At 72.6% G+C, this 26,839-nt stretch carries 27 protein-coding genes; 2 read left to right on the top strand and 25 right to left on the bottom strand.

All coding sequences use genetic code 11. From position 1 onward, the window contains the following. Window positions 1–470: 470 nt before the first annotated feature. The 17 genes from tyrS to infC all read right to left on the bottom strand — a co-directional run bounded on the left by tyrS (window position 471) and on the right by infC (window position 17,530). Window positions 471–1,730, bottom strand: coding sequence for a tyrosine--tRNA ligase (tyrS, locus tag RT054_RS01735; RefSeq protein WP_313021813.1), 1,260 nt, complete (start codon window positions 1,728–1,730; stop codon window positions 471–473). Between the two features lie 42 nt (window positions 1,731–1,772). Continuing rightward, a complete protein-coding gene (locus RT054_RS01730; RefSeq protein WP_313021811.1) occupies window positions 1,773–2,435 on the bottom strand; it encodes a DNA-3-methyladenine glycosylase in 663 nt (220 codons plus the stop codon). 2 nt (window positions 2,436–2,437) lie between these two features. Then, on the bottom strand, window positions 2,438–3,877 hold the full coding sequence (argH, locus tag RT054_RS01725; RefSeq protein WP_313021809.1) for an argininosuccinate lyase: 1,440 nt from the start codon (window positions 3,875–3,877) through the stop codon (window positions 2,438–2,440). Further along, window positions 3,874–4,407: an arginine repressor gene (locus RT054_RS01720; protein ID WP_313021807.1), complete on the bottom strand. Its 534-nt coding sequence runs from the start codon at window positions 4,405–4,407 to the stop codon at window positions 3,874–3,876. The genes argH and RT054_RS01720 overlap by 4 nt, the downstream gene beginning before the upstream one ends. 2 nt (window positions 4,408–4,409) lie before the next feature. Continuing rightward, on the bottom strand, window positions 4,410–5,723 hold the full coding sequence (locus tag RT054_RS01715; protein WP_313021805.1) for an acetylornithine transaminase: 1,314 nt from the start codon (window positions 5,721–5,723) through the stop codon (window positions 4,410–4,412). Then, window positions 5,720–6,808 (bottom strand): acetylglutamate kinase, encoded by a 1,089-nt coding sequence (gene argB / locus RT054_RS01710; RefSeq protein ID WP_313021803.1) that lies wholly within the window; start codon window positions 6,806–6,808, stop codon window positions 5,720–5,722. The genes RT054_RS01715 and argB overlap by 4 nt, the downstream gene beginning before the upstream one ends. Next, window positions 6,805–7,959 carry a bifunctional glutamate N-acetyltransferase/amino-acid acetyltransferase ArgJ gene (argJ, locus tag RT054_RS01705; protein ID WP_313021802.1) on the bottom strand — a complete coding sequence of 385 codons (1,155 nt, stop codon included), beginning with the start codon at window positions 7,957–7,959 and terminating at the stop codon, window positions 6,805–6,807. The genes argB and argJ overlap by 4 nt, the downstream gene beginning before the upstream one ends. Continuing rightward, window positions 7,956–8,429, bottom strand: coding sequence for an ACT domain-containing protein (locus tag RT054_RS01700; protein WP_312721448.1), 474 nt, complete (start codon window positions 8,427–8,429; stop codon window positions 7,956–7,958). Before RT054_RS01700 ends, argJ begins: the two co-directional genes overlap by 4 nt. Before the next feature lie 2 nt (window positions 8,430–8,431). Continuing rightward, window positions 8,432–9,472, bottom strand: a complete 1,041-nt coding sequence (argC, locus tag RT054_RS01695) for an N-acetyl-gamma-glutamyl-phosphate reductase (protein WP_313021801.1) — start codon at window positions 9,470–9,472, stop codon at window positions 8,432–8,434. Between the two features lie 62 nt (window positions 9,473–9,534). Further along, window positions 9,535–10,329, bottom strand: coding sequence for an SDR family oxidoreductase (locus RT054_RS01690; RefSeq protein WP_313021799.1), 795 nt, complete (start codon window positions 10,327–10,329; stop codon window positions 9,535–9,537). Further along, window positions 10,326–12,977, bottom strand: a complete 2,652-nt coding sequence (pheT, locus tag RT054_RS01685) for a phenylalanine--tRNA ligase subunit beta (RefSeq protein ID WP_313021798.1) — start codon at window positions 12,975–12,977, stop codon at window positions 10,326–10,328. The genes RT054_RS01690 and pheT overlap by 4 nt, the downstream gene beginning before the upstream one ends. Continuing rightward, on the bottom strand, window positions 12,977–14,065 hold the full coding sequence (gene pheS / locus RT054_RS01680) for a phenylalanine--tRNA ligase subunit alpha (protein ID WP_312721425.1): 1,089 nt from the start codon (window positions 14,063–14,065) through the stop codon (window positions 12,977–12,979). The genes pheT and pheS overlap by 1 nt, the downstream gene beginning before the upstream one ends. 94 nt (window positions 14,066–14,159) lie before the next feature. Next, window positions 14,160–15,266: an ATP-binding protein gene (locus RT054_RS01675; protein WP_313021796.1), complete on the bottom strand. Its 1,107-nt coding sequence runs from the start codon at window positions 15,264–15,266 to the stop codon at window positions 14,160–14,162. Continuing rightward, window positions 15,263–16,102 carry an RNA methyltransferase gene (locus RT054_RS01670; RefSeq protein ID WP_313021794.1) on the bottom strand — a complete coding sequence of 280 codons (840 nt, stop codon included), beginning with the start codon at window positions 16,100–16,102 and terminating at the stop codon, window positions 15,263–15,265. The genes RT054_RS01675 and RT054_RS01670 overlap by 4 nt, the downstream gene beginning before the upstream one ends. A 9-nt stretch (window positions 16,103–16,111) precedes the next feature. Further along, window positions 16,112–16,495: a 50S ribosomal protein L20 gene (gene rplT, locus RT054_RS01665; RefSeq protein WP_312721420.1), complete on the bottom strand. Its 384-nt coding sequence runs from the start codon at window positions 16,493–16,495 to the stop codon at window positions 16,112–16,114. 88 nt (window positions 16,496–16,583) lie between these two features. Beyond that, window positions 16,584–16,778 (bottom strand): 50S ribosomal protein L35, encoded by a 195-nt coding sequence (gene rpmI, locus RT054_RS01660; RefSeq protein WP_312721418.1) that lies wholly within the window; start codon window positions 16,776–16,778, stop codon window positions 16,584–16,586. 86 nt (window positions 16,779–16,864) lie between these two features. Further along, on the bottom strand, window positions 16,865–17,530 hold the full coding sequence (gene infC / locus RT054_RS01655) for a translation initiation factor IF-3 (RefSeq protein WP_312721416.1): 666 nt from the start codon (window positions 17,528–17,530) through the stop codon (window positions 16,865–16,867). Window positions 17,531–18,065: 535 nt separating this feature from the next. On the opposite strand from infC, the gene RT054_RS01650 reads away from it, so the two are divergent. Further along, window positions 18,066–19,139: a glycosyltransferase family 1 protein gene (locus tag RT054_RS01650; protein ID WP_312721415.1), complete on the top strand. Its 1,074-nt coding sequence runs from the start codon at window positions 18,066–18,068 to the stop codon at window positions 19,137–19,139. A 38-nt stretch (window positions 19,140–19,177) separates the two neighbouring features. Here the strand turns inward: RT054_RS01650 and RT054_RS01645 are convergent, their stop codons facing one another. The 7 genes from RT054_RS01645 to hisD form a co-directional block, all read right to left on the bottom strand. Continuing rightward, entirely contained in the window at window positions 19,178–20,038 is an 861-nt protein-coding gene (locus RT054_RS01645) for an SseB family protein (protein WP_313021789.1), read from the bottom strand. After that, a complete protein-coding gene (gene priA / locus RT054_RS01640; protein ID WP_313021788.1) occupies window positions 20,035–20,784 on the bottom strand; it encodes a bifunctional 1-(5-phosphoribosyl)-5-((5-phosphoribosylamino)methylideneamino)imidazole-4-carboxamide isomerase/phosphoribosylanthranilate isomerase PriA in 750 nt (249 codons plus the stop codon). Before priA ends, RT054_RS01645 begins: the two co-directional genes overlap by 4 nt. Before the next feature lie 91 nt (window positions 20,785–20,875). Continuing rightward, window positions 20,876–21,580 (bottom strand): imidazole glycerol phosphate synthase subunit HisH, encoded by a 705-nt coding sequence (gene hisH / locus RT054_RS01635; protein WP_313021787.1) that lies wholly within the window; start codon window positions 21,578–21,580, stop codon window positions 20,876–20,878. Continuing rightward, on the bottom strand, window positions 21,577–22,197 hold the full coding sequence (locus tag RT054_RS01630) for a hypothetical protein (protein ID WP_313021786.1): 621 nt from the start codon (window positions 22,195–22,197) through the stop codon (window positions 21,577–21,579). The genes hisH and RT054_RS01630 overlap by 4 nt, the downstream gene beginning before the upstream one ends. A gap of 43 nt (window positions 22,198–22,240) precedes the next feature. Continuing rightward, complete coding sequence (gene hisB / locus RT054_RS01625; RefSeq protein ID WP_313021784.1) at window positions 22,241–22,855, bottom strand: imidazoleglycerol-phosphate dehydratase HisB; 615 nt, start codon at window positions 22,853–22,855, stop codon at window positions 22,241–22,243. Further along, window positions 22,852–24,078, bottom strand: a complete 1,227-nt coding sequence (locus RT054_RS01620) for a histidinol-phosphate transaminase (protein ID WP_312722678.1) — start codon at window positions 24,076–24,078, stop codon at window positions 22,852–22,854. Before RT054_RS01620 ends, hisB begins: the two co-directional genes overlap by 4 nt. Further along, window positions 24,075–25,490, bottom strand: a complete 1,416-nt coding sequence (gene hisD, locus RT054_RS01615) for a histidinol dehydrogenase (RefSeq protein WP_313021783.1) — start codon at window positions 25,488–25,490, stop codon at window positions 24,075–24,077. The genes RT054_RS01620 and hisD overlap by 4 nt, the downstream gene beginning before the upstream one ends. A gap of 237 nt (window positions 25,491–25,727) precedes the next feature. On the opposite strand from hisD, the gene RT054_RS01610 reads away from it, so the two are divergent. Continuing rightward, entirely contained in the window at window positions 25,728–26,579 is an 852-nt protein-coding gene (locus tag RT054_RS01610) for an ABC transporter permease (RefSeq protein WP_312722676.1), read from the top strand. Between the two features lie 17 nt (window positions 26,580–26,596). On the opposite strand, the gene RT054_RS01605 is transcribed toward RT054_RS01610, so the two are convergent. After that, a complete protein-coding gene (locus tag RT054_RS01605) occupies window positions 26,597–26,839 on the bottom strand; it encodes a hypothetical protein (RefSeq protein ID WP_312722675.1) in 243 nt (80 codons plus the stop codon).

Raw genomic sequence — 26,839 nt, 5'->3', positions numbered from 1 at the left:
CCAACAAACAATTGGCATCGATTTTTGGCACGCTGTTGAGTTCTCAAGCATCGGACACACATCATCACTTCGACCGATTCACGATCGTCGTGGAAGAAGGTGGCTGATCTGTCGTAGATCGATCCAGGAGCCCTGCCCTGTGGGGCGTTCTCTCTGCGACCGGGTGTCTACTCTACCAGAGCCTCTCGGCCCTGTGCAACTCCCCGTTCCGACGGTTCGGTGGGAAGTCGTGGCTCACCTGTGCGGCGGGACCGGCCACCGCTTCCCTCTCGGGCCTTGGTGTCCGTTCCTCCCTGCCGGGGTGAACGTTGAGAACACTAGGACGACTTCGGGGTGAACGACAAATCGGCTGGTCAGAGGGCTCTCACCCGTGCCGGGCGCCGCGAGCGCACCGGCCGGGACGCCACAGCCCCCGTCACCGTGGTGGTGACGGGGGCTGCGTGGCGGCGACGAGCGGGCCGAGAGGGTGCTCAGGCCGAGCGCTCGACCGCGGCCATGGACTTGCGCCCACGCTTGATCAGCGCCAGGTCGCCGTTGAGGAAGTCCTCGTCGGTCCACCGGGCCTCGGGGTCGTCGACCTTGCGGTTGTTGAGCGACACCCCTCCCTCGGAGACGGTGCGACGCGCGGCCTTGCGCGACTCGGCGAGCCCGGAGGCCACGATCGCGTCGATCACCTCGTCCCCCACCGCGGCCCGGGCCCGGGGCAACTCGGCGCACGCGTCGCGGAGCGTGCCGGCATCCAGGCTCGCCGGGTCCTCCTTGCCGAACAGCACCTGCGAGGCCCGCTGCACCGCGGCGGTGGCCTCGGCCCCGTGGACCAGGGTGGTGACGTCGGCCGCGAGCGCACGCTGCGCGGCGCGACGGAACGGTTCCTCCGCCACCTGCCGCTCGAGGTCGGCGATGTCCTCGGCGGTGCGGTCGGTGAACACCTTGAGGAGCATGACCACCGAGGCGTCCTCGGTGTTGAGCCAGTACTGGTAGAACGCGTAGGGACTGGTCATCGACGGGTCCAACCAGATCGCGTTGCCGGCGGACTTGCCGAACTTCTCCCCCGAGGAGTCGGTGAGCAGCGGGGTCGTGAACGCGTGGACCGACGCCCCCTCCGCCCGGCCGATGAGATCGACGCCCGAGGTGAGGTTGCCCCACTGGTCCTGACCACCGGTCTGCAGCGTGCACCCGTACTCACGGTGCAGGTGCAGGTAGTCGAGGGCCTGCAGGATCTGGTAGCTGAACTCCGTGTAGCTGATGCCCTGGTCGGAGTCGAGGCGGGCGGCCACGGCGTCCTTCTTGATCATCTGGTTGACCCGGAAGTACTTGCCGTAGTCCCGCAGGAAGTCCAGGGCGCTGATGGGCGCCGTCCAGTCGAGGTTGTTGACGAACTCCGGTGGGTTGTCGGTGTCCACGTCGAGGATGCGCCGCACCTGCGCTGCGATCCGCTCGACGTCGGCGGCGGTCTGTTCCTTGGTCTTGAGCACCCGCTCGCTCGTCGGTCGGGGGTCGCCGATGAGGCCGGTCGAGCCCCCCACCAGACCGAGAACCCGGTGGCCGGCGCGCTGCAGATGCCGCAGGACGATGAGCTGGACGAGGTTGCCGAAGTGCAGGCTGGGCGCCGTGGGGTCGAAACCGCAATACACGGTGAGCCGCCCGCCGAGCGCTTCCCGCAGCGCGGCCTCGTCGGTGGTCTGCGCCACCAACCCGCGCCAGCTCAGCTCGTCGAACACGTTGCTCACCGGGATCTTCCCTTCGTCCGGCCCGCGGCTCCGTCGCACGGGCTACGGGCCAAGCTTGCCAGTCGTGCCGCGAGGACGACGAACCGCCGCCCGGTATGGCGAGACGGTGGGGTGATCGAGGTGGAAGCGCCACGGGAACTCCGTCCCCCCGCCCTCCCCCGAGACGCCCACTCGCACCCCCGCCCGTACGTCCGAGCGGGCGATGGACGGTCCCGGTGACGTGACGACGACGCTCGCGCCGGGCACGGTGGTGTCGAGACCATCATGGCTCCGGTCCAGGCCGAGGGCCACGGTGAGCCGCGCGGGACCCCGCGCGAGGTCGCGGTCGCTCGGGACCGGACGACCGGCCCGCGTCCGGCGATCCCGCGCCACCTCGAGCCCGTCGACGACCTCACCGGCCCGCAGCAGGACCGCGCTCGCCCTCCCGTCCGGGCCGCACACGAGGTTGGCGCAGTGGTGCATGCCGTAGGAGAAGTAGACGTACAGCCGCCCCGGGGGCCCGAACATCACCGCCGTCCGCGGGGTGCGCCCCCGGTAGGCGTGCGAGCCCGGGTCGTCCTCCCCGTCGTAGGCCTCCACCTCGGTCAGGCGGAGGGCCACCTCTCCGTGCCGGACCACACAGCCGAGCAGGTCGACCGCCACCTCCTGCACGGGCCGCGCGTAGAACTCCTCGGTGAGCGTCCCGGGCGCCTGGGGCCCGTTCACGCTCAGTCGCGCACCGAGATGCGCTTGTCGGCCCAACTGCGCTGCCACGCCGCGGTCTGCCGCACCTTGCCGAGCTGCTCGGCGACCCGGGCGGGTGCGGTCCCCCCCTTGCTGTCGCGGGAGGCGAGCGACCCCGGCACCGAGAGGACATCGCGGACCCCGGGGGTGAGGTGGTCGGAGATGGCGGCGAGGTCGTCGTCGGAGAGGTCCCACAGCTCGATCCCGCGTTCCTCGCAGGCGCGGACGCACGCCCCGGCGACCTCGTGGGCGACCCGGAAGGGCACTCCCTCGCGCACGAGCCACTCGGCGACGTCGGTCGCGAGCGAGAATCCCTGCGGGGCGAGCTCCTCCAGCCGCTCCGGGTGGAAGGTCAGGGTGGCGATCATCCCCGAGAACGCCGGCAGGAGAACCTCGAGGGAGTCGATCGCGTCGAAGACGGGCTCCTTGTCCTCTTGCAGGTCGCGGTTGTACGCGAGGGGCAGGGCCTTGAGCGTCGTCATGAGCCCTGCGAGGTCGCCGACCAACCGCCCGGCCTTGCCGCGGGCGAGCTCGGCGACGTCGGGGTTCTTCTTCTGCGGCATGATGCTCGACCCCGTCGAGTACGCGTCGGCGAGCGTGACGAACCCGAACTCCTTCGTCGCCCAGAGGATGACCTCCTCGGCGAGCCGGGAGACGTCGACGGCGGCCATCGCGGCGACGAAGCAGAACTCGGCGACGAAGTCGCGGCTCGCCGTCCCGTCGATCGAGTTCTCGACCGCGCCGTCGAAGCCCAGGTCGGCGGCGACGGCCTCCGGGTCGAGGCCGAGCGAGCTGCCCGCGAGCGCCCCCGACCCGTACGGGGAGACGGCGCAGCGCTCGTCCCAGTCGCGGAACCGCTCGACGTCGCGCAGGAGCGGCCACGCGTGGGCGAGGAGGTGATGGGAGAGGAGGACGGGCTGGGCGTGCTGCAGGTGGGTGCGACCGGGCATCGCCACCCCCTCGTGGGTCTGCGCCTGCGCGACGAGTGCGTCGACGACGTCGAGCAGGAGGCCGGCGCACATCCGTGCATGGTCGCGCAGGTACATCCGGAAGAGGGTGGCGACCTGGTCGTTGCGCGACCGTCCGGCCCGCAACCGCCCACCGACGTCCGCGCCGGCCCGCTCGACGAGGCCCCGTTCGAGGGCGGTGTGGACGTCCTCGTCGCTCTCGGCGGGCACGAAGGCCCCGCTCTCGACGTCGGCCCCGAGGCTGCGCAGGCCCGCGAGCATCGCCTCGAGCGTCGCCTCGTCGAGGATGCCGGCCGCGTGGAGGACCCGTGCGTGCGCCCGCGACCCCGCGAGGTCGTAGGGCGCGAGTCGCCAGTCGAAGTGGGTGCTCTTGGACAGGGCGGCGAGGGCCTCGTCGGGGCCGCCGGAGAACCGACCGCCCCACAATGCCGCACCGGGCGACGTCTGCTGGCTCACGAACGGGTGTCCTTCCTGTTGTCGATGTCCCCGGCGGCGAGCGCGAGGAGGCGTTCCGCCACGAGTGCTCCGCCGTCGACGTCCGCCGCGATGACGAGCACCGTGTCGTCACCCGCGACGGTACCGATGATCCCGGCCCGGCGCTGGACCTCGGTCTTGTCGATGGCGCTCGCGAGGTAGTTCGCGGCACCCGGCGGGGTCCGCAGGACCGCGAGGTTTCCCGAGGACGTCGCGGAGACGAGCAGTTCCTCGCACAGTCGCTTGAGCCGGGCGTCGTACTCGGCCGGGTCGGCGGCCGGGCGAGGGGTGGGGTCGCCGCCCTCGGCGGGGACGGCGTAGACGAGGCTCCGTCCCATCCGCACCTTGACGGCCCCGACCTCGACGAGGTCACGCGAGAGGGTCGCCTGGGTGACGTCGTACCCGTCCGCGGCGAGCAGTTCCTGCAACTCGGGCTGCGACTTCACCGCGGTGTGCTCGAGGATCTCGATGATCCGCTGCTGCCGCGCGGCGCGCGACTGGGCGATGGCCACGTTCACCCCTCCCGTGACGCAGTCGTGGTGGGGGACGGCGTCGTCGACGGACGTGGCGCCACCTGGTCCAGCAGGCCGGGCAGTGCGTCGACGAACTCGCGGAGCTGGGCGGCCCCGACGACGAGCGGAGGCGCGAGGCGGATCGTGTCCGGCCGGGCCGCGTTGACGATGAAGCCCTCGTCGAGGGCGAGGGCCGCGACTCGGTCCGCGGCCACGTCCTCGGCGAGGCCGAGCGCCAGCAGCAGTCCGGAACCGCGGACCTCGGTGATCCGGTCGTCACCCAGTGCCTCGACGAGCGAACGGAATTCGCGTTCCATCGCGCGGGTGTGGTCGAGGAGCCCGTCACGCGTGATGACGTCGAGGACGGTCAGGCCGGCCCGGGCGGCCAGGGGGTTGCCACCGAACGTCGAGCCGTGCTGGCCCACACCGAGCAGACCGGTGACCTCCGGCCCGAACGTGACGAGCGCACCGATCGGCACGCCGCCCCCGAGGCCCTTGGCGAGGGTCATCGCGTCCGGGGTGATGCCCGCCCGCTGGAATGCGAACCACGCCCCCGTGCGCGCGATCCCGGTCTGGATCTCGTCCAGCACGAGCAGGGCCCCGGCCTCGGAGGTGAGGGCCCGGGCACGCTGCAGGTACTCGGTCGTCGCAGGGACGACGCCGCCCTCACCCTGGATGGGCTCGAGGAACAGCGCGGAGATCTCGCGACCCGCGTCCCCGGACAGAGCCTGTTCGAGGGCGTCGACGTCGCCGAACGGGATTCGCCGGACGCCGGGGATGAGCGGCTCGAACGGGTCCCGGAAGGCGGGCTTGGCGGTGAGGGCCACGGCGCCCGTGCTGCGTCCGTGGAACGCCCCCTCAGCGGCGAGCAGCCCCGCGCGACCGGTGCGACGTGCGAGCTTGATCGCGGCCTCGATCGACTCGGTCCCGGAGTTGGTGAAGAACACCGCCGAGCCGGCCGGGGCCCCTGCGAGCTCCAGCAGCCGTTCGGCGAGCTCGATCTGGGGCTCGGAGGTGAAGACGTTGGAGATGTGGACGAGGTCGCCGACCTGGGCGCGGACCGCCGCGACGAGATCGGGGTGCGCGTGCCCGAGGGCGTTGACGGCGATTCCGGCGAGCAGGTCCAGGTAACGCCGCCCCTCGACGTCCCAGACCTGCGCCCCCTCCCCACGGGCGAGGACCCGCTTGGGCGGGCCGAACACCGGCAGCAGCGAGGCGTCGTACCGGTGCAGCAGTTCGGCCTGCCCGCCGGCTCGCGGTGACGTGGTCGCCTCGTCGGCGGGGCGCGAGCTGGTGCCCGAGGTCGAGGTCGTCATGACAGTCCTTCCAGGTGGACGGGGGCGCCCGTGTCGTCGACGTCGTCGTCGGCCGCGGGGAGGATCATCGTGCCGATGCCCTCCTCGGTGAACACCTCGAGGAGCAGGGAGTGGGGCGTGCGCCCGTCGATGACGTGCGCCTGCGGGACTCCCCCGCGTACGGCCCGGATGCAGGCCTCGAGCTTGGGCACCATGCCCGAGTCCACGCGGGTGAGGAGTTCCTCGGCGTCCTCGACACCGAGCTCGGAGAGCAACGAGTCGGGGTCGGGCCAGTCGGCGTAGATGCCGGGGACGTCGGTGAGCACGACGAGCTTGCGAGCCCGGAGCGCGACGGCGAGCGCCGCCGCGGCGGTGTCGGCGTTGACGTTGAGCACCTGACCGGGGTTCTCCAGGTCGGGGGCGATCGTCGAGACCACCGGGATGCGACCGGCCTCGAGGATGTCGACGACCGCCGACGGCGAGACCGTGACGACGTCGCCGACGAGCCCGACGTCGACCTGCCGCCCGTCGACCGTCGCGGCCCGCCGACGGGCACCGAACAGGTGCGCGTCCTCCCCCGACAGACCGACCGCCATCGGGCCGTGCTGGTTGAGCAGACCGACGACCTCGCGACCCACCTGGCCGACGAGCACCATCCGGACGATCTCCATCACCTCCGGTGTCGTGACCCGCAGGCCGCCGGCGAACTCGCTCGCCAGGCCCACGCGGTCGAGCATCGCCGCGATCTGCGGACCGCCGCCGTGGACGACGACCGGCCGCAGGCCCGCGTACCGCAGGAACGCGACGTCCTTGGCGAACGCCTGGGTGAGGGCGGGGTCGATCATCGCGTTGCCGCCGTACTTGACGACGACGAGCGACCCCTTGAACCGCTCCAGCCAGGGCAGGGCCTCGACGAGGGTGTGGGCCTTGCTCCGTGCCCGCTCGAGGCTCGCGCGGTCGCGCAGGTGACGCAGGTGCCGCTGCGCCGCCGCCCGGTCGGTCTGCCCCGCGTCGGTCGTGGAGACGGTCACATCGGTGCCGACGCCGTCGGGGTTGCCGTCGGGGTGACGGGAGTCGTCGAGGGTGGAGGGGGTGTCGTCGCTCATGTGCTGTAGGCCGAGTTCTCGTGGACGTAGTCGTGGGTGAGGTCGTTGGTCCAGACGGTGCCGCGCTGCGCGCCCGCGTTGAGATCGACGACGACGTGGACGTGGCGGCCCGAGAGGTCGACGAGTGATCGGTCCTCGCCGACGCCGGTGGCTCGGCAGACCTGGACGCCGTTGACGGCGACGTCGAGGGCCCTGGGGTCGAACTCCGCCGACGTCGTCCCGACGGCCGAGACGATCCGACCCCAGTTGGGGTCGCCCCCGAAGACGGCGCACTTGAACAGGGCGCTGCGGGCGATCGCACGGGCGACCTCGACGGCGTCGTCCTCGCTGACGGCGCCGACGACCTCGACCTCGATGTCGTGCTGGGCGCCCTCGGCGTCGCCGATGAGCTGGCGGGCGAGATCGGCGCACACGTCGTGGACGAGGGCGGTGAGCTCCTCGCGCGGGGCCCGCACGCCCGAGGCGCCGGAGGCGAGGAGGACGACCGTGTCGTTGGTCGACATGCAGGCGTCGGAGTCGACCCGGTCGAACGTGGCGGTGCACGCGGCGCGCAGGGCCGCGTCGAGGTCGTCGGGGGTCGTCACCGCGTCGGTCGTGAGCACGACGAGCATCGTCGCGAGGGCGGGCGCGAGCATCCCCGCACCCTTGGCCATCCCGCCGACCGACCAGCCGTCGGCACTGCTGCGGGTGGCCTCCTTGGGCCGGGTGTCGGTCGTCATGATCGCCTCGGCCGCCTGCGCCCCACCGTCGGTCGCGAGCGATCCGGCCGCCGAGTCCGCCCCGGAGAGAAGCAGATCCATGGGCAGACGCTCGCCGATGATCCCCGTCGAACACACGACGACGTCGCCCGCCGAGATCCCCAGCCGCTCGGCGACATGCTCGGCCGTGCGGTGGGTGTCGCCGAACCCCTCGGGCCCGGTGCAGGCGTTCGCGCCCCCGGAGTTGAGGATCACCGCGTCGATACGGCCGTCGGTGACGACCTGCCGGCTCCAGGTCACCGGGGCCGCCTCGACACGGTTCGTCGTGAACACCGCGGCGCCGTGGTGATCGGGGCCGTCGTTGACAAGCAGGGCCACGTCGGGACGCCCGGAGGGCTTGAGGCCCGCGGTCACGCCCGTGGCGCGGAATCCCGCGGAGGCGGTGACGCTCACGCGAGTTCCTCCGCGCCGTCGACGTCCGGGGTGTTCCGCGACCCGGGCTCGTCGACCCGCACCGCGTACCCGTGATATCGCCAGACGTTGACGGCCTGCGCGGTCTGTTCGGAGGGGACGAGGATCCAGTCGGTGCGGTAGGTCGACACGGTGGTGACGGCGATCTGCCCCGCAGCGAGGGGCGAGATGATCCCGTGCAGGACGCCGGTGAGCAGGAAGTCGATCTGCCCCTCGACCTCGAAGGCCCGCCAGGGGCCGAACTTCTCGACCCCGTCGGGGACGACGTCGCACGGGGCGAGGACGGAGGTCTCCCCCTCGTGCCACGCGATCGACGACAGCGGGCGCGCGTCCTTGGCCCATGCGGGCATGTCACTGCCCGCCGGGAGTCCCGCGAAGACGAGTTCCCCCTCGTGGAGGCGGAGCGTCCACCCCTGCCGCCCGACGGCGGTCGGGATCTGGTCGTGGGTCATCGTCACGGGGCGACTCCTGTCGTGGGCAGGCCGGCCGTCTCCGGCAGGCCGAGGGCGAGGTTGGCGCACTGCACGGCACCGCCGGCGGTGCCCTTCGTGAGGTTGTCGATCGCGGCGACGACGACGACGCGGCCGACCGCCTCGTCGATCGCGACCTGGATCTGAACGAGGTTGGAGCCGAGGACGGCCCCCGTCGAGGGCCACCGTCCCTCGGGCAGGAGGTGGACGAACGCCTCGTCGCCGTAGGCCCGCTCCCAGGCCCGACGCACCCCCGTGACGTCGACCTCGGGACGCAGCCGGGCGGTGCCGGTGGCGAGGATGCCGCGGGGCATCGGGGCCAGCGTCGGAGTGAACGAGACCGTCACCGGCGAGTCGGCCGCGCAGGTGAGGTTCTGGACGATCTCGGGGACGTGTCGGTGCACCCCGCCGACGCCGTACGGGCTCATCGCCCCCATGACCTCGGCGCCGAGCAGGTGCGGTTTGAGGGACTTGCCGGCCCCCGAGGTGCCGCTCGCCGCGACGACGACGACGTCGTCGGGCTCGAGGAGGTCGTCGGCGAATCCCGGTGCGAGTGCGAGCGACACGGCGGTGGGGTAGCACCCGGGGACGGCGATGCGCCGCGCGCCGCGCAACGCGTCGCGGGACGAGGCGCCCCGCCGGGGTAGTTCGGGCAGGCCGTAGGGCCAGCTGCCCGCGTAGGGGGTGTCGTAGAAGCGCTCCCACGCGGCGGCGTCGGTGAGGCGGAAGTCGGCGCCGCAGTCGATGACGACGACGTCGTCGGGCAGGTCGGCGACGAGCGCCGCCGAGGCACCGTGGGGCAGCGCGAGGAACACGACGTCGTGCCCGGCGAACACGTCCGGATCGGTCGGCGCGAGTTCGCGGTCGGCGAGGGGCACGAGGTGGGGGTGATGATCCCGTAGGCGCGAGCCCGCGTTTCCCGCTGCGCACAGCTCACCGATCTCGAATTCCGGATGTGCGAGCAGGAGCCGGAGGATCTCTCCACCGGCATACCCGCTGGCACCCGCCACCGCCGCGCGACTCATGTGCATGACTATACATAACACCGAGGATTCATGCAGTCACGGGTGAGCCGCGGCGGCGGGGATCACGCCAGGGGGTCGTCCTCGCCCCACGGGACCAGGAGGACCTGGCGGGCGCGCTCGTCCAGCCCCCCGGCGGCGGCGCGCAGCGAGGCGGGGGTGTCCACCCCGGCCCGCACCATGCGCCCCGACCAGGCGTCGAGCTCCCCGGAGGCCAACCCGAGGGCGAGGTCGCACACCTGCCGCGGGTCGGTCCACTCGGTGCGGCCCTCGTGGGAGCCCATCGACTCGGTCATGTCGGTGCGGACGACCCCGGGCGCGAGGTCGAACGCGCGCAGCCCCTGGTCGAATCCGGCGAGGTGGAGACCGCCGGTGATGCGCCCGAGCGCGGTCTTGCCCACGAAGTAGGCCGTCGAGACGTCGTTGCTGCGGGTGCCGGACCCGGAGTTGAGGTCGATGACGCGCCCCGAGCCCGCGGCGAGCATGTGCGGGACGACCGCGTGCGCCACGAGGAACGGCCCCCGCACGTTCACCTCGACCGTGTGCCACCACTCCTGCGGGTCGGCCTCCCACAACGGCACCTCGGCGTCGATGACCCCGGCGTTGTTGACGAGGACGTCGATGCGCCCGTGCCGCTCGACGACCGCGTCGACGTAGGCGCGGACGGCGTCCTCGTCGGTGACGTCGAGCGCGACGACCTCCGGACCCTCCGAGCCGGGTCGTCCACGGCGGGAAGACCGCTCGACGACGTAACCCGCCTCGGCGAAGGCGTTCGCGAGGTACGCACCGATCCCTCGGGAGGCACCGGTGACGACCGCGACCGGAGCCCGCCTGTCGGTGATGACCTGTTCGTCGCTCATGCCGGCGATCCTCGCAGCTCCGCGCCCGTGGCGCGCTTCGCGGCGGCGACCGCGTCGTCGCGCATCGCACTGACCTGGGCGGTCTTGAGCGTGCGGTCGGTCGCGCGGAACGTCAGCCGGTAGGCGAGCGACTTGCGTCCGGCCGGCAACTGGTCGCCCTCGTAGACGTCGAAGAGCGTGAGGCTCTCGAGGGCGTCCCCGGCACCGTCGCGCAGCGCCCGGCCGACCTCGCCCGCGGGGACCGAGGCATCGACGACGAGGGCGACGTCGGTGCGGGCGACCGGGTACGTCGAGAGCGGGGTGCCCTGGACCGGTTCCGGACCGACGGCGGCGAGGACCGCGTCGAGGTCGAGCTCGAGCGCGCACGTGCGCACCGGCACCTCGACCGCGGTACACACGTTGGGGTGGAGTTCCCCGGCGTACCCGACGATCTCACCGACCGACCCGTTGCGATCGACCGGACGGATCGCGGCACACCGACCGGGGTGCCAGGGCGCGTGAGCGGCGGCCTCGGGACGCAGTTCGATGCCGAGGACGCGTCCGAGTTCGAGCGCGAGGCTCACGGCGTCGGCGGCCTCGACGGCCCGGGCCGACCCCCACGGGCCGGCGGGAACGGAGTGTCCGGTGAGGACCGCGGCGACGTGGCGGGGCTGGTCGGGGACCGCGGCGTCGATCGCGTCGAGGACCTCCGCGGACGGCCGGACCCCCACGGGCGGCACCGGCGCCTCCGGCGTTCCCGGGCGTGGGTGGAACACGAGCCCGGTCTCGTACAGCGCCACGTCGCCCGCCCCCCGACCGACGTTGGCGCGCAGGACGGGCAGGAGGGAGTCGAGAAGGCTCGTCCGCATGATCGGCGCCTCGTCCGACAACGGGTTGGCGAGTCGCACCGCGGCGCGGCGCCGATCGTCACCCTCGTAGCCGAACCGGTCGAAGACCTGCTCGCCGACGAACGGGTAGGACCACACCTCGGTGAGGCCGAGGCCGGCGAGGGCGGCGCCGACGAGACGACGCGAGCGCTGCTCACGGGTCTGCCCGCGGCCGCCGGGGGCGGTGGGCAGGATCGAGGCGATGCGGTCGTAACCGCGTAGTCGCGCGACCTCCTCGACGAGGTCGGGGCCGTCCTCGAGGTCGGGCCGCCACGACGGCGGGGTCACCGCGACCGGGGTGAAGCCGTGGGAGTCGGCCTCGCCGTCCTCGGCCACCTCGCACCCGATCGAGCGCAGGTGTGCGATGACCGCACCGTGATCGAGCCCCTCGGGCACCGGCGCCCCGGTGGTCGACCCGGGCTCGACGAGCCGCCACGCGTCGCGGGTGTGAAAGGCGATCGGTGTCCGCGCGGTGGTGCCGTCCACATCGGAGACGCCCTCGTCGATCGTGCCGCCGCCCAGCTCGACGAGGAGGTCGACGGCCAGTTGCGCGACGATCGGCGGGAGGGCGGGGTCGACGCCCCGCTCGAACCGCCGGCTCGCCTCGGTCGAGAGCTTGTGGCGCCGCGAGCTGCGCGCGACGGTGATGGGATCGAAGTGGGCAGCCTCGACGAGGACGTTCGACGTGCTCGCGGTGACCTCGGAGGTGGCCCCACCCATGACCCCGGCGATCGCGAGGGGGACCTCGCCGCCGTCGGTGATGAGGAGGTCCTCGGGATCGAGGGTGCGCTCGACGTCGTCGAGGGTGCGCAGCCTCTCCGCCGCGCGGGCGCGACGCACCTCGATGGCCCCCGACAGGGTGTCGAGGTCGAAGGCGTGCAGCGGTTGCCCGGTGAGGAGCATGAGGTAGTTCGTGACGTCGACGGTGAGGGAGATCGGGCGCATCCCCGAGCGGACGAGACGGTCGGCCATCCACCCCGGGGTGGGTGCGGTGGGGTCGAGGCCGCGCACGACGCGGGCCACGTACCGGTCGCAGCCGGGGGTGCCGTGGATGGGCGCATCGTCGGCGATGCGGACCTCGTATCCGGCGTCGTTCGCGGCGGCGACGTGCACCGCGTCGGGTCCGGCCGGGTCGCGGAAGCCGGTGAGACCCCGCGAGAGGGCGTACTCGCGGGCGATGCCGCGCATGGAGAAGCAGTACCCGCGGTCGGGGGTGACGTTGACCTCGACGGTCTCGGCGTCGAGACCGAGCAGCGGGATCGCGTCGTCGCCGGGTTGCAGCCCGGCGAGCACCTCGGGCCGGTCGGCGAACCACTCGGACAGCACGATGATGCCGTCGTGGTCCTCCCCCAGCCCGAGCTCCAGGGAGGAGCAGATCATGCCGTTGCTCATGTGCCCGTACGTCTTGCGCGCGGAGATCGCGAAGTCACCCGGCAGGACACCACCGGGCAGGATGCACACGACGAGGTCGCCCGCGGCGAAGTTGTGGGCGCCGCAGACGATCTCCTGTGTCACCGAGGGGTCACCCCCGGCGGCGGCCCGCTGGCCGTGGTCGCCGACGTCGACGTGACAGAAGTGGATCGTCTTGCCGTTCTTCTGCGGTTCGTCGGTGACGTCGAGGACGCGACCCACCACGAGCGGGCCGGTGATGTCGCCACCGTGGAGGTCCTCCTCCTCGAGCCCGACGCGCACGAGGTCGGCCGCGACGTCCTCCCCGCGGGGCGTCGCCCCGGACCCCGCCTCACCGACGAGCTCCATGAGCCATTCGACCGGTGCCAGCATCAGATCTCCATTCCGAACTGCGCGGAGAACCGCGCGTCGCCCTCGACGATGTCGTGCATGTCGTTCACCCCGTGCCGCAGCATCACCGCACGGTCGATGCCCATGCCGAACGCGAACCCGGTGATCTCGGGGTCGGTGATGCCGGCCGCCCGCAGGACGTTGCGGTTGACCATGCCGCAGCCGCCCCATTCGATCCAGCCGGCGCCGCCCTTCTTCTGGGGGAACCACAGGTCCATCTCGGCGCTGGGTTCGGTGAAGGGGAAGTACGACGGCCGCAACCGGGTCGTCGCCTCGGGGCCGAAGAGGACGCGCGCGAAGTGGTCGAGCGTGCCCTTGAGGTGGGCCATCGTGAGGCCACGGTCCACCGCGAGGCCCTCGACCTGGTGGAAGACGGGCGTGTGGGTGGCGTCGAGTTCGTCTGTCCGGTAGACCCGCCCGGGCACCGCGACGTAGAGGGGCAGGCCGCGCTGCAACCGGGTCGTGTCCCGCTGCAGCAGCGTGCGCGCCTGGACCGGCGAGGTGTGGGTGCGCAGCACGAGCCCGGAGGTCGGCGGGTCGACGAAGAACGTGTCCTGCATCTCGCGCGCGGGGTGGTCGGGCGCGAAGTTGAGGGCGTCGAAGTTGTACCACTCGCTCTCGAGTTCGGGGCCCTCGGCGATCTCCCACCCCATGCCGACGAAGATGTCGGCGACACGCTCGGACATGAGCGAGATCGGGTGCCGTGCGCCGACCCGCCGCAACGGCGTGGTCACCGTGACGTCGATCGTCTCCTCGCGGAGGATCGCCTCGTCGCGCCTCGCCTCGAGGACCGCCTGGCGCTCACTCAGGGCGGCACCGACACGGCCGCGGGCCGCGCCGACGCGCTTGCCCGCCTCGGCCTTGGCGCTCGGCGGCAACGCCCCGATCTCGCGGTTGGCGAGGGCGAGGGGGCTCTTCTCCCCCGCATGGGCGAGGCGAGCGGCCTTCAGCTCGTCGAGGTCGGTCGCCGCCGCGATCGCGTCGAGGGCGGCGACGACGTCGGCCTCGATCTGTGCGGGGTCGAGCGCGCTGACCTCGACCGGGTCGTATGAGGTGTTGGGTCCTGACACGTCCCCGATCCTAGTTGGGGGGCCCGGCACGGGGAAAAAGGGTTTCGACCCGCGGGCGGAGGCCCGGGCGGGGATCTCCGGAGGCCCGGGTACGTCAGCGAGACCGGTCGGGAGCGGCGGGCAGCGTGAACCGGAAGAGTGCGCCGCCCTCGGGTGCGCGGTCGACCGAGACCGACCCGCCGTGCGCCTCGACGAGACCGCGGACGAGGTAGAGCCCGAGGCCGGTGCTCCCGCGGCGCGATCCGTGCCAGAACTTGGAGAACACCCGGGCGTAGTGCTCGGGGCGGACCCCCTCCCCCTCGTCGGCCACGCTCACCACCCACCGGGGTGGCGCGGTGGGGGACGTCCCGTCCTCGGCGCGGTCCGCGGCGACCCGCACGTGCACGGTGCCGGCGCCGTGCCGGACGGCGTTCTCGAGGAGGTTGGTGACGACCTGGTCGAGCCGGTCGGCGTCCGCCCACGCGTCCGCCTCGCCGTCGGGGACGTCGATGCGCACGTCGAACCGGTCCTCGTCGAGCCCGGTGGCGACGAGGCGGGCCACGCACCGTCGGACGATGGCGACGAGGTCGACTCGGCGGCGTTCCAGTCGCAGGTGGCTCGTGTCGAGGCGCGAGACGTCGAGGAGTTCGTGGATGAGACGGGCGAGGCGGTCGGCGTCCGCCTCGATCGTCTCGATCATGAGGTGCTTCTGGGCATCGGTGAACCGATCCCACCGGCGCAACAGGGTCGTCGAGAACCCCTTGACCGAGGCGAGTGGTGCCCGCAACTCGTGCGCGACGAGGGAGATGAGTTCCGAGGTCTCCGCATCCGCGCGGCGGCGGGCGTCGGTGTCGCGCAGCGCGACGACCACTCGCACGACGGCTCCGCGAGGCGCCTCGCGCACGAAGCTCATCGTGACGAGGACGCGACCGCGCCCGGGGAGCAGGAGCATCCGTTCCCGGTGACCGGTGCGGATGTCGAGACCGCCCCAGGGGTCGACGACGTCCCACCACGGGTGGCCCGCCGTGTCGAGCAGGGGCAGCGCCTCGGCGACAGGGGTGCCCACGACATCCTCCGCGCGCCGTCCGAGGAGCTGCGCAGCGCGGGGGTTGACCACCTCGACGCGGCGATCGGGACCCACGACGACGACGCCGTCGGGCAGGCTGTCGAGGACGACCGCGGCGTCGCGGCTCGCCTCCCGCGCGCGATCGCTCGTGCTCATCGCGACCCCGCTCCCGCCCGGCCGACCGGGCGTGATCGCGCCGACTCGTACAGGCACACCGTCGCGGCCATCGCGAGGTTGAGCGATTCGGCACGCCCATGGATCGGCACGCGCACGGCATCGGTGCACGCCGCTCGCACCTCGGGCGCGAGTCCCCACGCCTCGTTGCCGAACACCCAGGCATGTCGCGAGCCCAGGTCGGCCTCGCCGAGCAGCACCTCGCCCGCCCCGTCGGCCGCGTGGGTGATCATGCCCGACTCGTGGGCGGCGGCGATCACCTCCTCGACGGCCACGCCCACGACGACCGGGACGTGGAACAGCGACCCCGCCGTGGACCGCACGACCTTGGGGTTGTAGACGTCGACGCTCGCCTCGGTGAGGACCACGGCGTCGGCACCGGAGGCGTCGGCGCACCGCAGCACGGTTCCCGCGTTGCCGGGATCGCGGACGTGGGAGAGCACCGCGAGCGTGCGGGGCGCGACGGCGAGGACCTCGGCGAGAGGGACGTCCAGCGTCCGGCACACGGCGACCACGCCTTGGGAGGTCGCCGCGTCACCCATCGCCGCGAGGACCTCACGGGTCGCCTCGTGCAGGTACAGCCCGGCGGCGCGGGCCTCCTGCTCGATCTCGGGGAAGCGGTCGACGGCGTCGGGGTCGAGGTACACGTCCTGAACGAGGTCAGGGCGGTGTCGCACCGCCTCCCGCACGCCCTGTGGGCCCTCGACGAGGAACCGGCCCTCCCGGACCCGGACAGCACGACGGGCCAGGGCCGCCACCTTGCGCACCCGCTCGGCGCGCGGATTGGTGAGCGGTTCCCTGGCCCGGTCGGTCGACACGGCCGTGAGTCAGGCGGCGTCAGTCTTGGCCTCGGTCGCGGGCACGTTGGCCTTCGCGACCTCGACGAGCGCGGCGAACGCGGCCTCGTCGTTGACGGCCATCTCGGCGAGCATGCGACGGTCGACCTCGATCTCGGCGGCCTTGAGCCCCTGGATGAAGCGGTTGTACGTCATGCCGTTCGCGCGGGCCGCGGCGTTGATGCGCTGGATCCACAGACGACGGAAGTCTCCCTTGCGCGCCTTGCGGTCGCGGTAGGAGTAGCCGAGGGAGTGGGTGACCTGCTCCTTGGCCTTGCGGTAGAGGCGGGACCGCTGACCGCGGTAGCCGCTCGCGCGCTCGAGGGTAACCCGGCGCTTCTTCTGGGCGTTCACTGCCCGCTTCACGCGTGCCACGTGATGTCTCCTTGTGTGCTGCTGATGTACGGGTGGGCGGCCGGCTCACGCCGGGGGCAGAACCCCGCTGGGCGCGGCGGCGCGGGACTCACTTGCCGAGGAGTCGCTTGATCTTCTTGGCGTCCTGGGGGGCGAGCTCGAGGTCGTTCGCGATCGACCGCTTGAACTTGCTGGACTTGTGCTCGAGCAGGTGACGGCCGCCGGCCTGCTCGCGCATGACCTTGCCCTTGCCCGTGATGCGGAAACGCTTCTTGGCTCCGCTGTGCGTCTTGTTCTTCGGCATGATGCCGTCTCTCCTTGGGCGTTCGTGATGGTCGCACCGCGACTCCGGCGGGGCCGGGGCACGGTGCGGCTGTCGTGGTGGGTCGGTCAGGACCCGGCGGGGGCCGCCTGCTCGGTGGGAGCCTGCTCGGTGGTCTCGCGTGCCGAGCCCGCCGCGGCCTCGTCGCGCTTGCGGCGCTGCTGAGCCTTGGCGTCGGCCTTCTTCTTGGTGGGGCCGAGCACCATGATCATGTTGCGGCCGTCCTGCTTGGGCGCGCTCTCGACGAAACCGATCTCGGCGACGTCCTCGGCGAGACGCTGCAGCAGGCGGAACCCGAGTTCGGGACGCGACTGCTCGCGTCCACGGAACATGATCGTCACCTTGACCTTGTCGCCCGCGTTGAGGAACCGCTCGACGTGGCCCTTCTTGGTGCCGTAGTCGTGCGGGTCGATCTTGGGGCGGAGCTTGATCTCCTTGATGACCGTGTTGACCTGGTTCTTGCGCGACTCACGGGCCTTGATGTCGGCCTCGTACTTGAACTTGCCGTAGTCCATGAGCTTGCAGACCGGCGGGTTCGCCATGGGCGCGACCTCGACGAGGTCGAGGTCGAGGTCACCGGCGAGGCGGAGCGCCTCCTCGATCTTGACGATCCCGACCTGTTCCCCGTTGGGTCCGACCAGACGGACCTGCGGGACGCGGATGCGGTCGTTGATGCGGGCTTCGCTGATGTCGAGCTCCTTGTCTGAATACTGTCGTTCGGGCGTGCCACCCACCTCGGGCCGATCGCGACCTCGGAGAGGACTCCGGAGACGACGACGGCCCTCCGCGGGCTCCCCGCGAAAGGCCGAATCACCACCGCCGGTCCGGAGGGCGTCGCGGATAAGCGACTCCGCACCGGCGGACCCTCCGTGGGAGGGCCCTGGCGACCCGGTGACCTGAGGCGATCACAGGGTGGAAGCGTGGTGAGCGGCTTCTCTTGGGGCAGTCGTGCCGGTCGACCTCCCCGACCACGAGGGTCCGACCCCCGCGATGAGACGCGAGGATCACCAGGGCGATGCGTCGGCACGACACGACCGATCACGGTCAAGGATATCAGCCGGGGCCGCCGGACCCAAAAGGCGTCCGAGGTTCGCAGGGGTCGCCGCGGCCAATCGCGGAGGGCCGGCCCGCCTCGTGGACGGGAAAACCCGCGCGTGCTGCTCATCACGGGACGTTCGTCATCCTCGCACGGTCGTGAGCGGCCTAGCGTGACAGGTGGGCTGCGACGACGTCCGGGTTCGTCGGTGCCCTTCGGCGCGGAGGTGCGACATGCGGGTGGCGATCAAGTACGGATTCATCGACCACGAGACGCTCGTGGACGCCGAGGGTCGCATCCTCGGCCAGGATGCCGGGTCGACGCTCGTGCGTCGGTTGCTCGCGGCGTTCCCCGGGGCGAGCGTCGTCGGCAACGCCGCCCGGCGCTGCGACGGGTTCGACATGGTGCCGCTGGAGTTCGTCGACGCCGCGAACACGCTCGTGCTCAACATGGACTGCCTGGACTCGGTGGGCGTGTGGCAGGTCCTCCACTCCCACGGCGACGAGCCCAAGCTCATGAACTTCGTGTGGCGCAACCCCTCGATGTACCACCACCCCGTCAACTTCGCCGCGCTCGGGCTGTCGTTCGCGCTCTTCCCCACCTTCTGCAACTCCGAGCGCACGGCCGGTGAGGTGCGGGAGATCGTGCAGAGCTGGACGCGTTCCCACCTCGCCGAGAAGGCCCGGATCGCGTGGTCCAACCTCGGCGTCAACATGTCGGCGACCCAACCTCGCCGTGAGCCCGACGTCCCCGTCGTGCTGTACCCCGCCATCTACCTCTCCGCGCGCAAGGATCCCAAGACCTTCCTCCAGGTGGTCGAACGCGTCCGCAAGCGGGTCCCCCTGCGCGTCGAGGCCCGCCTCCACCAGAGCGACCTCGTCTCCGAGAGGGCGATGGACCTCTCGGCCAAACCGTGGGCCTGGGTCGGCCCGCTCACCGCCACCAAGGAGGGCTACTGGCAGGCGCTGGCCTCGTCCACGGCCTTCCTCGCCACGGCGGTCGAGGAGGCCTACGGACTGGAGTACCTCGAGGCGCTCATGGCCGGGGTCGTCGGCATCCTGCCCGACCGTCCCTGGGCTCGGGCGCTCGTCCCGCCGGGCTACCCGTTCCTCTACGACTCCCCCCGGCAGGCCGCGGACATGCTCACCCGGGCGCTCACCGAGACCGACGCGTGCCGCGCCGAGGTCGATGCGAGCGCCGGCGGCGACATCGTGGCGTGGATCCGTGAGCACCACCAGCGCGACGACTTCGTCGCGGCCCTCATCGACCGCGTGCAGGAGTGGTTCCCCGAGATCGCCACGTCCTGACGGACTCCCTCCTGAGCGAGCCCGTCGGGGGGGCTCGCTCAGGAGGGCTCCACGCCGTCGGTGACGGGCTCGCCGGATTCGGCCGTGTGCAGGACCACCGCGAGGTCGTCGATGCGGATCCGCACCTCGGGGTCGGCGGCGAGACGGTGCCCGAGGAGGGTGACGATCGTCTCGACCGCCGCCTCGTCCAGGCCGGGCCGCAGCACGAGGACGAGCCGGAGCACCCCCGGACCATGGAACGCCGTCCCGTCCTCGGCGCGCGCCCGGATGAGTCCGTCCACACCCTGCGCGGCCTCGGCGACCGCCAGCCGCACGACGGGGTCCTCATGCGGCGGGAACCACGGCCGCTCCTGGGCCAGCGCCCACAGGTGTGGCAACCCGAGCACGGCCGCATGCGAGGAGCCGAGGTCGATGAGCAGGGTGTCGCATCCCTCCTCGACCGCCGTGCGGGCCACCTCGGGCATGAGTTTGGGCGTGGGCCGCGCCTGCGGGTCCCAGGCATGGACCGCCTCCACGCCCGTGAAGACGGGGAACGCCGTGCGACCGTCGGGCGCCGTGAGGGTGACCGTCGCCATCTGTGCCGAATCCTCGAGGTCCTCCCCCACGACCCCGTGCTGTGCCGCGGCGGCCGCCGACGGCGTCGCGACGATCGGGACGAGGACCCGGGCGCGGGCCAGCCGGTCCATCACGACGCGGACGTGCTCGGGCGACCCGACGCGGGTGAGATCGGTGAGGGCGGACACGAGCTCGGGGTCCGATCGACCGTCGTCGCCCGCGAAGGCCGCCGCGTCGAGATGCCGACCCGTGAACGGGATGCCCCCGCTGTCGACGCTCGGCCGTCGTGGCGCCGCGTGATCGTGCGGATGGTTCTCGGAGCCGCGCCCGAGGCCCTCGCTCACGGCCGCCCCGCCACGTCGAGGGCCTCGGGGAGGGTGAACGCACCCTTGTAGAGGGCCGAGCCGATGATCGCCCCCTCGACACCGTTCGGGACGAGGTCGCGCAGGCGAGCGAGGTCCTCGAGGGTGGAGACGCCGCCGGAGGCGATGACCGGCCGGTCGGTGCGCTCGCAGACCTGCTCCAGCAGCGCGAGGTTGGGGCCGGCCAACATGCCGTCCTTGGCGACGTCCGTGACGACGTAGCGGCTGCACCCCTCCGCGTCGAGCCGCGCGAGGGTCTCCCACAGGTCACCGCCCTCCTTGGTCCAGCCGCGGGCGGCGAGGGTCGTGCCGCGCACGTCGAGGCCGATCGCGACACGGTCGCCGTGCTCGGCGATGATCGAGGCGGTCCACTCGGGGTGCTCGAGGGCGGCGGTGCCGATGTTGACGCGGCGGCAACCGGTCGAGAGGGCACGGTCGAGGCTCTCGGCGTCGCGGATACCGCCGGACATCTCGACGTCCATGTCGACGGACCCGACGATGCGGCCGAGGAGTTCGGCGTTGCTGCCCCGCCCGAACGCGGCGTCGAGGTCGACGAGGTGGAGCCAGCGCGCTCCGGCCTCCTGCCACGCGAGGGCCGCCTCGAGTGGGTCGCCGAACTCGCCGCCGCTGCCGGCGACGCCCTGGACGAGTTGCACCGCCCGTCCGTCGGAGACGTCGACGGCGGGGAGCAGTTCGAGCAGGGGGGCGGCGGTGTTCTCGGTGGTCATGGAAACCTCGCTGGGACGTGATGGGGACGGGGCGTGGTCGGGGTGTCGGTGTGTCGGCGGGTCCGGCCCGGGTCGCACCGGTCGTGAGCGGTCAGAGCGTGAGCAACCAGTTGCGCAGGAGCCGGGCGCCGGCCTCACCGGACTTCTCGGGGTGGAACTGGGTCGCCGAGAGCGGCCCGTTCTCGACGGCCGCGACGAAGCGGTCGCCGTGGGCGGACCACGTGACGAGCGGGGTGACGACTTCGAACGGCCCCGTGGGTCGCAGGGTCCAGTCGCGGGCGGCGTAGGAGTGCACGAAGTAGAAGTGCTCGCGTTCGACGCCCTCGAAGAGCACCGTGCCGTCGGGGACGTCGACCGTGTTCCACCCCATGTGGGGCACGACGTCGGCGGACAACCGCTCGACGACCCCCGGCCACTGGGCGAGGCCCTCCCGGCGGGAGACGGAGGGTTCGGTCGAGGTCTCGAACATCACCTGCATGCCGACGCAGATGCCGAGGACGGGACGCCCACCGGCCAGACGCGTGTCGACGATCCGGGGGCCCTCGACCGCGTTCAGCCCGTCCATGCAGGCGTGGAAGTTGCCGACGCCGGGGACGATGAGGCCGTCGGCGGCGATGGCCCGGTCTCGCACCGAGGTGAGCTCGACGTCGGCACCGAGCCGCTCCAGCATGCGCACGGCCGAACGCACGTTGCCGCTGCCGTAGTCGAGGACCGCGACGTGCGGACTCCCCTCGACCGGCGGGACGAGGTCCCCGTTCTCGCTCCTCGGCGCGTCGTCGGTGGTGGGCGAGGTCATGCCGTCTCCTCCTCGGTGGCCGGGGCGTCGGGGTCCGCGTCCTCGACGCGGGACTCCCGCACGACCTTGTCGAAGGCCCGTGCGTAGCGGTCGGGCGGGACGACGAGTCGCGCATGGGGCAGGTCGCCGACATCGACGGCGCCGGTGAGGACGTCGACGCCGGGCAGGTCGAGCACGCCGAGCACGGCCGCGAGGATCTCCTGGGCGGTGGCACCGACATCGCCGACGATCTCCTCGACGGCCGCCGCGACCTCGGGTTCGTCCCGACCCGCGGCCCTCGCGACGTCGGCCGGGGTGGCCGCGGGCAGCCCGCGGGGGTGGACGATGCCGTCGCGAGGCGTCCAGATGAGCCACCGGGTGGCGGCCCAGCGACGCGGTGGGTGCACGGTGACGACGGCTTGACGCCCGACCCGGAAGAACCCGATCGCCGGGCGCATCCGGATGGAGGCGGGCCGGCCCGCGAGGGTGCGGACCGCGTCGTCGTAGGGGTATCGGGCCTTGGGGCGTCCGGCCGGCGTGACGAGGGTCCAGGCACCGAGGCGGGCGACCAGCAGGGGTCCCAGTCCGCGGCGGGCCCAGTGGGCGACGGACTCCGGCCGCGCCGCCGTGAGGACCATGCCCTCCCCCGTGACGCCCGCGGCCGGGTGCCGCCGCGCGAGCCTAGAGCGCGCCCTTGGCACTGGGGATCCCCTCCACCCGCGGGTCACGCGCCACCGCGAACCGCAGCGCCCTCGCGAGTGCCTTGAACTGGGCCTCGACGATGTGGTGCGGATCGCGCCCGCCGAGGACCCGCACGTGGATCGCGAGCCCGGCGTGGTGCGCGAGGGTCTCCATGACGTGGCGGGTGAGGCTGCCGACGTACTGCCCCCCGATGACGACGTACTGCTGTCCCTCGGGTTCGCCCGTGTGCACGCAGTAGGGACGCCCGGCGACGTCGACGACGACCTGCGCGAGGGCTTCGTCGAGCGGCACGGTGGCCTCACCGAAGCGCGAGATCCCGCGCTTGTCGCCGAGGGCGTGGGCGATGGCGTCGCCCAGGCAGATCGCGACGTCCTCGACGGTGTGGTGGGCGTCGACGTCGATGTCGCCCCGCGCCGTGACCGTGAGGTCGACGAGGGAGTGCTTGGCGAGACTGGCGAGCATGTGGTCGTAGAACCGCACCCCGGTGTCGACCTCGCTGCGCCCCGTGCCGTCGAGGTCGATGGTGAGTTTGACGCTGCTCTCCGACGTCGCCCGCCGGATGCTCGCCGTGCGGTGGGTGGCCTCGTGCGTCACGCCTGGTCCTCCTTGCTCGTCGCGGTCGACTCGTGCGTGCTCGTCGCCGTCGGCGGGTGTTCGGTCGTCGCGGTCCCCGGGTGCCGGGCGAGTGCGGTGAGGAACGCGTCGACCTCGTCCGGGGTACCCGCCGTGACCCGAAGGTACCCGGGAACACCGACATCCCTGATGAGCACACCCTCCTCGAGCAGCTCCCGCCAGAGCGCGGGCGCGTCCTCGATGCCGCCGAAGAGGACGAAGTTGGCGTCGCTCGGCACGGGTTCGTAACCGAGGGAGGGGAGTTCGGCGACGATGCGGTCGCGCTGAGTCTTGATGGCCTCGACGGTGCCGAGCATGACGTCGGCGAAGGAGAGCACCGTGGTGGCGACGGCCTGGGTCGTGCTCGACAGGTGGTAGGGCATGCGCACGAGCCGCAACGCGTCGACGAGCGCCGGATCGGCGGCGAGGTAACCGAGGCGACCCCCCGCGAGCGCGAACGCCTTGCTCATCGTGCGGGTGACGACGAGCCGCGGTCGACCGGCGAGCAGCGTGAGCGCGCTCGGGGTGCCCGGGCGGGCGAACTCCGCGTAGGCCTCGTCGACGACGACGATCGCCTCGGGCGCCGCGTCGTAGACCGCGCGGACGACGTCGAGGTCGAGCGCCGTGCCCGTCGGGTTGTTGGGCGAGCAGAGGAACACGAGGGACGGGGCGTGCTCACGTGCCTGGGCCGCGGTGGCCTCGACGGGCAGGTCGAACCGGGCACCGGCGTCGCCCTCGGAGAGCGCTGGTCGGCCCCGCATGCCGTCGATCCAGGTCGTGCCGCTCGTGCGGGTGATGATCGGGTGCATCGAATACGACGGCGTGAACCCGAGCCCGGTGCGCCCCGGCCCGCCGAACGCCTGCACGAGGTGGAGGAGCACCTCGTTGCTGCCGTTGCCGGCCCACACCTGATCGGCGTCGATCTCGACACCGCTCGAGGCCGTGAGGTAGTCGGCGAGCGCGACGCGCAGCGTCGAGAACTCCCGGTCGGGGTATCGGTTGAGGGCGGCGGCCCCGTCGGCGACGGCGGCGGTGACCGCCTCGACGACCTCGGGCGGCACCGGGTACGAGTTCTCGTTGGTGTTGAGGGCGTGGGGGACGTCGAGTTGGGGTGCGCCGTAGGCCGTTCCGCCGCGGAGGTCCTCCCTCAGGAGCCGCTGGATCTCCTCGGCGGGGGCGACCTGCGCGCTCGTCGCCTCGCTCATGCGCCTGCCCCCGGCTGCGTGCGGGCGAGGATCGCGTCGCCGTGACCGGGAAGGTCCTCGGCGTGGGAGAGCGCGACGATGCGCGGGCCGATCTCCGCGAGCGCCTCCTGCGAGTACTCGATGACCTGCACGCCGCGCAGGAACGCGTACACCGACAGGCCGCTGCTGAAGGCGGCCGTGCCGCTCGTGGGCAGGACGTGGTTGGACCCGGCGGCGTAGTCGCCGAGGCTCACCGGGGAGTACGGGCCGACGAAGATGGCCCCCGCGTTGCGGATGCGCCGGGCGAGCTCGGGGGCGTTCGCCGTCTGGATCTCCAGGTGCTCCGCACCGTAGGCGTCGACGACGGCACGACCGGCCTCGAGGTCGTCGACGAGGACGATGGCCGACTGACGCCCGGAGAGCGCGGCGACGACACGTTCGTGGTGCTTGGTGGCGCGGACCTGACGCTCCAGCGCGGCCTCCACCCGCTCGGCGAGCCCTGCGGAGTCCGTGACCAGCACCGAGGCGGCCAGCGGGTCGTGCTCGGCCTGGCTCACGAGGTCGGCGGCGAGGTGGGCGGGATCGGCCGTGTCGTCGGCGAGGATCGCGATCTCGGTGGGACCGGCCTCGGCGTCGATCCCGACGACCCCGCGCAGCAACCGCTTGGCCGAGGCGACGTAGACGTTGCCGGGGCCGGTGACGAGGTCGACCGGGGCGCACAGGTCCGGGCGGGCACCGGCCCCGTCGTCGGACGCCTCCGCCGCCCCGCCGTCGCCCGTGTCGTCCGCGTCGCCCGCGTCGTCGCGGACGCCGTAGGCGAACATCGCGACGGCCTGGGCACCGCCGACGGCGTAGACCTCGTCGACACCGAGCAGCGCGCACGCGCCGAGCACGGTGGGGTGGGGATACCCGGCGAAGACGCCCGTGTTGTCGCGCTGGGGTGGGCTCGCGACGGCGAGGGACTCGACCCCGGCCTCCTGGGCGGGCACGACGTTCATGACGACGCTGCTCGGGTACACCGCGAGACCGCCCGGGACGTAGAGGCCGACCCGGGTGACGGGGATCCACCGGTGACCCACGGTGCCGCCGTCGACGACCCTGGTCGTGTGCTCCTGCGGCATCTGCTCGGCGTGGACGCGCCGGGCGCGCAGGATCGACTCCTCCAGCGCGGACCTGACATCGGGGTCGAGGGCGTCGAGCGCCGCCTGCAGCACCTCGGCCGGCACCCGCAGGTGTGGGGGGACCACCCCGTCGAATCGCTCGCCGTACTCGCGGAGGGCCGCCGCGCCGCGGTCACGGACCGCGTCGCAGATGGGACGAACCGCCTCGAGGGCGTCGGCCACGTCGTACTCGGCGCGCGGGAGGACGTCGCGCAGGCCGCGGGGGCCGAGGGTGGCGGGAGAGGAACCACGCAGGTCCAGACGGGAGATCACGGCCTCAGTCTAAGTGGGGCGTCCGACTGCCCTGGCGGGCCGCACTCCGCCGACCGGCCACGATCGCCGGTGGCCGCCTCCGTCGCCCGCGCCCGCCGTCCCGCCCTGCCCGGGATCTGCTGCCGCCGTGCCGGACTCGGCACCGCCCCGCGACTCCTCGGGGCAGGCGCGGTGCCGACGTCGTCGCGGGCGGCCCTGCCGAGGTCGGCCGCCCACGCTCCGGGGGATACTCATGCGGTGATCGCCCCTGCCCCCTCCCTGTCCTCGCCGTTCCTCCACGACCCCGTGACGCGGTTCGTCACGGCGGTGACCCCCGGGGACACCGCGCTCATCGACGTGAGCGACACGGCCGGGGTGATCCGGCTCGTCGCGGTCGTCCTCACGTTCGCGGTGCTCGCGGCGGTCCTGCGGTACGTCATGGGGCTGGGCGACGGCAAGGCCGAGATCCTCGCGACCGCGCGCGCCACCCTCCAGCTCGGCGTGGTCGGGCTCGTCATCGCGATGGTCCTGCAGTCGTGGTGGCTCACGGGGGCATTCGTCGCGGTCATGATCGGTGTCGCGGGGTTCACCTCGGGCGGACGCATGGGCGTCAGGGGGACACTCCGCGCCTGGCCACTGCTGCCCGTGGCGGCCGCCGCCCTCCCCGTCACCGCGGTGCTGCTGCTCGTGGGCCTGCTGCCGCTGCACCCGATCTCCGTCATCCCGACGGCGGGCATCCTCGTCGGCAACGCGATGACGGCCACGACCCTCGCGGGCCGCCGCTCTCTCGACGCCCTCCGCGAGCGCCGCGGCGAGTACGAGGCGGGCCTGTCGATCGGACTCCTCCCCCGCGACGCCGCCCTGCTCGTCACGCGCGACTCCGCCCGACTCGCCCTCGTGCCCGCGCTCGACCAGACCCGGACCGTCGGCCTCGTCACCCTGCCGGGCGCATTCGTCGGCACGCTCCTCGGTGGCGCGACGCCGCTCGAGGCCTCGGCCCTCCAGCTCGTCGTCCTCGCGGGCATCCTGCTCACCCAGTCCGTCGCCGTGCCGATCACCCTCGAGCTCGTCACCCGGGGCGTCCTCGTCCGGCCCACCACCGCGGCCTGAGGCGGGGACGGCCCCGGCTACCGCGACTCGTCCCTGCGCGGCCGTCCCCGCCGCGGCAGGGGCGCCGCATCGCGGGGCTCTCGTCCTGCGTCGGCCAAGGCCCGACGCAGGAGGATCTCGATCTGCGCGTTGACGCTCCGCAGCTCGTCGGAGGCCCAGTGGGCCACCGCCTCGTGGACGGCGGGATCGAGCCGCAGGAGCACCTGCTTCCGCTCCGGTCGGGCGGGGCGCTCCCGCCCGACCGGATCCTGGGCCTCCAT

This window comes from Mobilicoccus sp. (assembly GCF_032060985.1).
In the GTDB taxonomy this organism is placed as follows: domain Bacteria; phylum Actinomycetota; class Actinomycetes; order Actinomycetales; family Dermatophilaceae; genus Mobilicoccus.
The sequence above is the reverse complement of the archived record's forward strand: the minus strand, read 5'-3'. Positions and strand labels throughout refer to the sequence as shown.

Coding starts and splice junctions, on each gene's coding strand:
- RT054_RS01715 (WP_313021805.1), bottom strand. CDS start 5,723: ATGACGACCTCGACCTCGGGCACCAGCTCGCGCCCCGCCGACGAGGCG.
- argB (WP_313021803.1), bottom strand. CDS start 6,808: ATGAGCGACGACACCCCCTCCACCCTCGACGACTCCCGTCACCCCGAC.
- RT054_RS01700 (WP_312721448.1), bottom strand. CDS start 8,429: ATGACCCACGACCAGATCCCGACCGCCGTCGGGCGGCAGGGGTGGACG.
- argC (WP_313021801.1), bottom strand. CDS start 9,472: ATGAGTCGCGCGGCGGTGGCGGGTGCCAGCGGGTATGCCGGTGGAGAG.
- RT054_RS01690 (WP_313021799.1), bottom strand. CDS start 10,329: ATGAGCGACGAACAGGTCATCACCGACAGGCGGGCTCCGGTCGCGGTC.
- pheT (WP_313021798.1), bottom strand. CDS start 12,977: ATGCTGGCACCGGTCGAATGGCTCATGGAGCTCGTCGGTGAGGCGGGG.
- RT054_RS01675 (WP_313021796.1), bottom strand. CDS start 15,266: ATGAGCACGAGCGATCGCGCGCGGGAGGCGAGCCGCGACGCCGCGGTC.
- rpmI (WP_312721418.1), bottom strand. CDS start 16,778: ATGCCGAAGAACAAGACGCACAGCGGAGCCAAGAAGCGTTTCCGCATC.
- RT054_RS01650 (WP_312721415.1), top strand. CDS start 18,066: ATGCGGGTGGCGATCAAGTACGGATTCATCGACCACGAGACGCTCGTG.
- priA (WP_313021788.1), bottom strand. CDS start 20,784: ATGACCACCGAGAACACCGCCGCCCCCCTGCTCGAACTGCTCCCCGCC.
- hisH (WP_313021787.1), bottom strand. CDS start 21,580: ATGACCTCGCCCACCACCGACGACGCGCCGAGGAGCGAGAACGGGGAC.
- RT054_RS01630 (WP_313021786.1), bottom strand. CDS start 22,197: ATGGTCCTCACGGCGGCGCGGCCGGAGTCCGTCGCCCACTGGGCCCGC.
- RT054_RS01620 (WP_312722678.1), bottom strand. CDS start 24,078: ATGAGCGAGGCGACGAGCGCGCAGGTCGCCCCCGCCGAGGAGATCCAG.
- RT054_RS01605 (WP_312722675.1), bottom strand. CDS start 26,839: ATGGAGGCCCAGGATCCGGTCGGGCGGGAGCGCCCCGCCCGACCGGAG.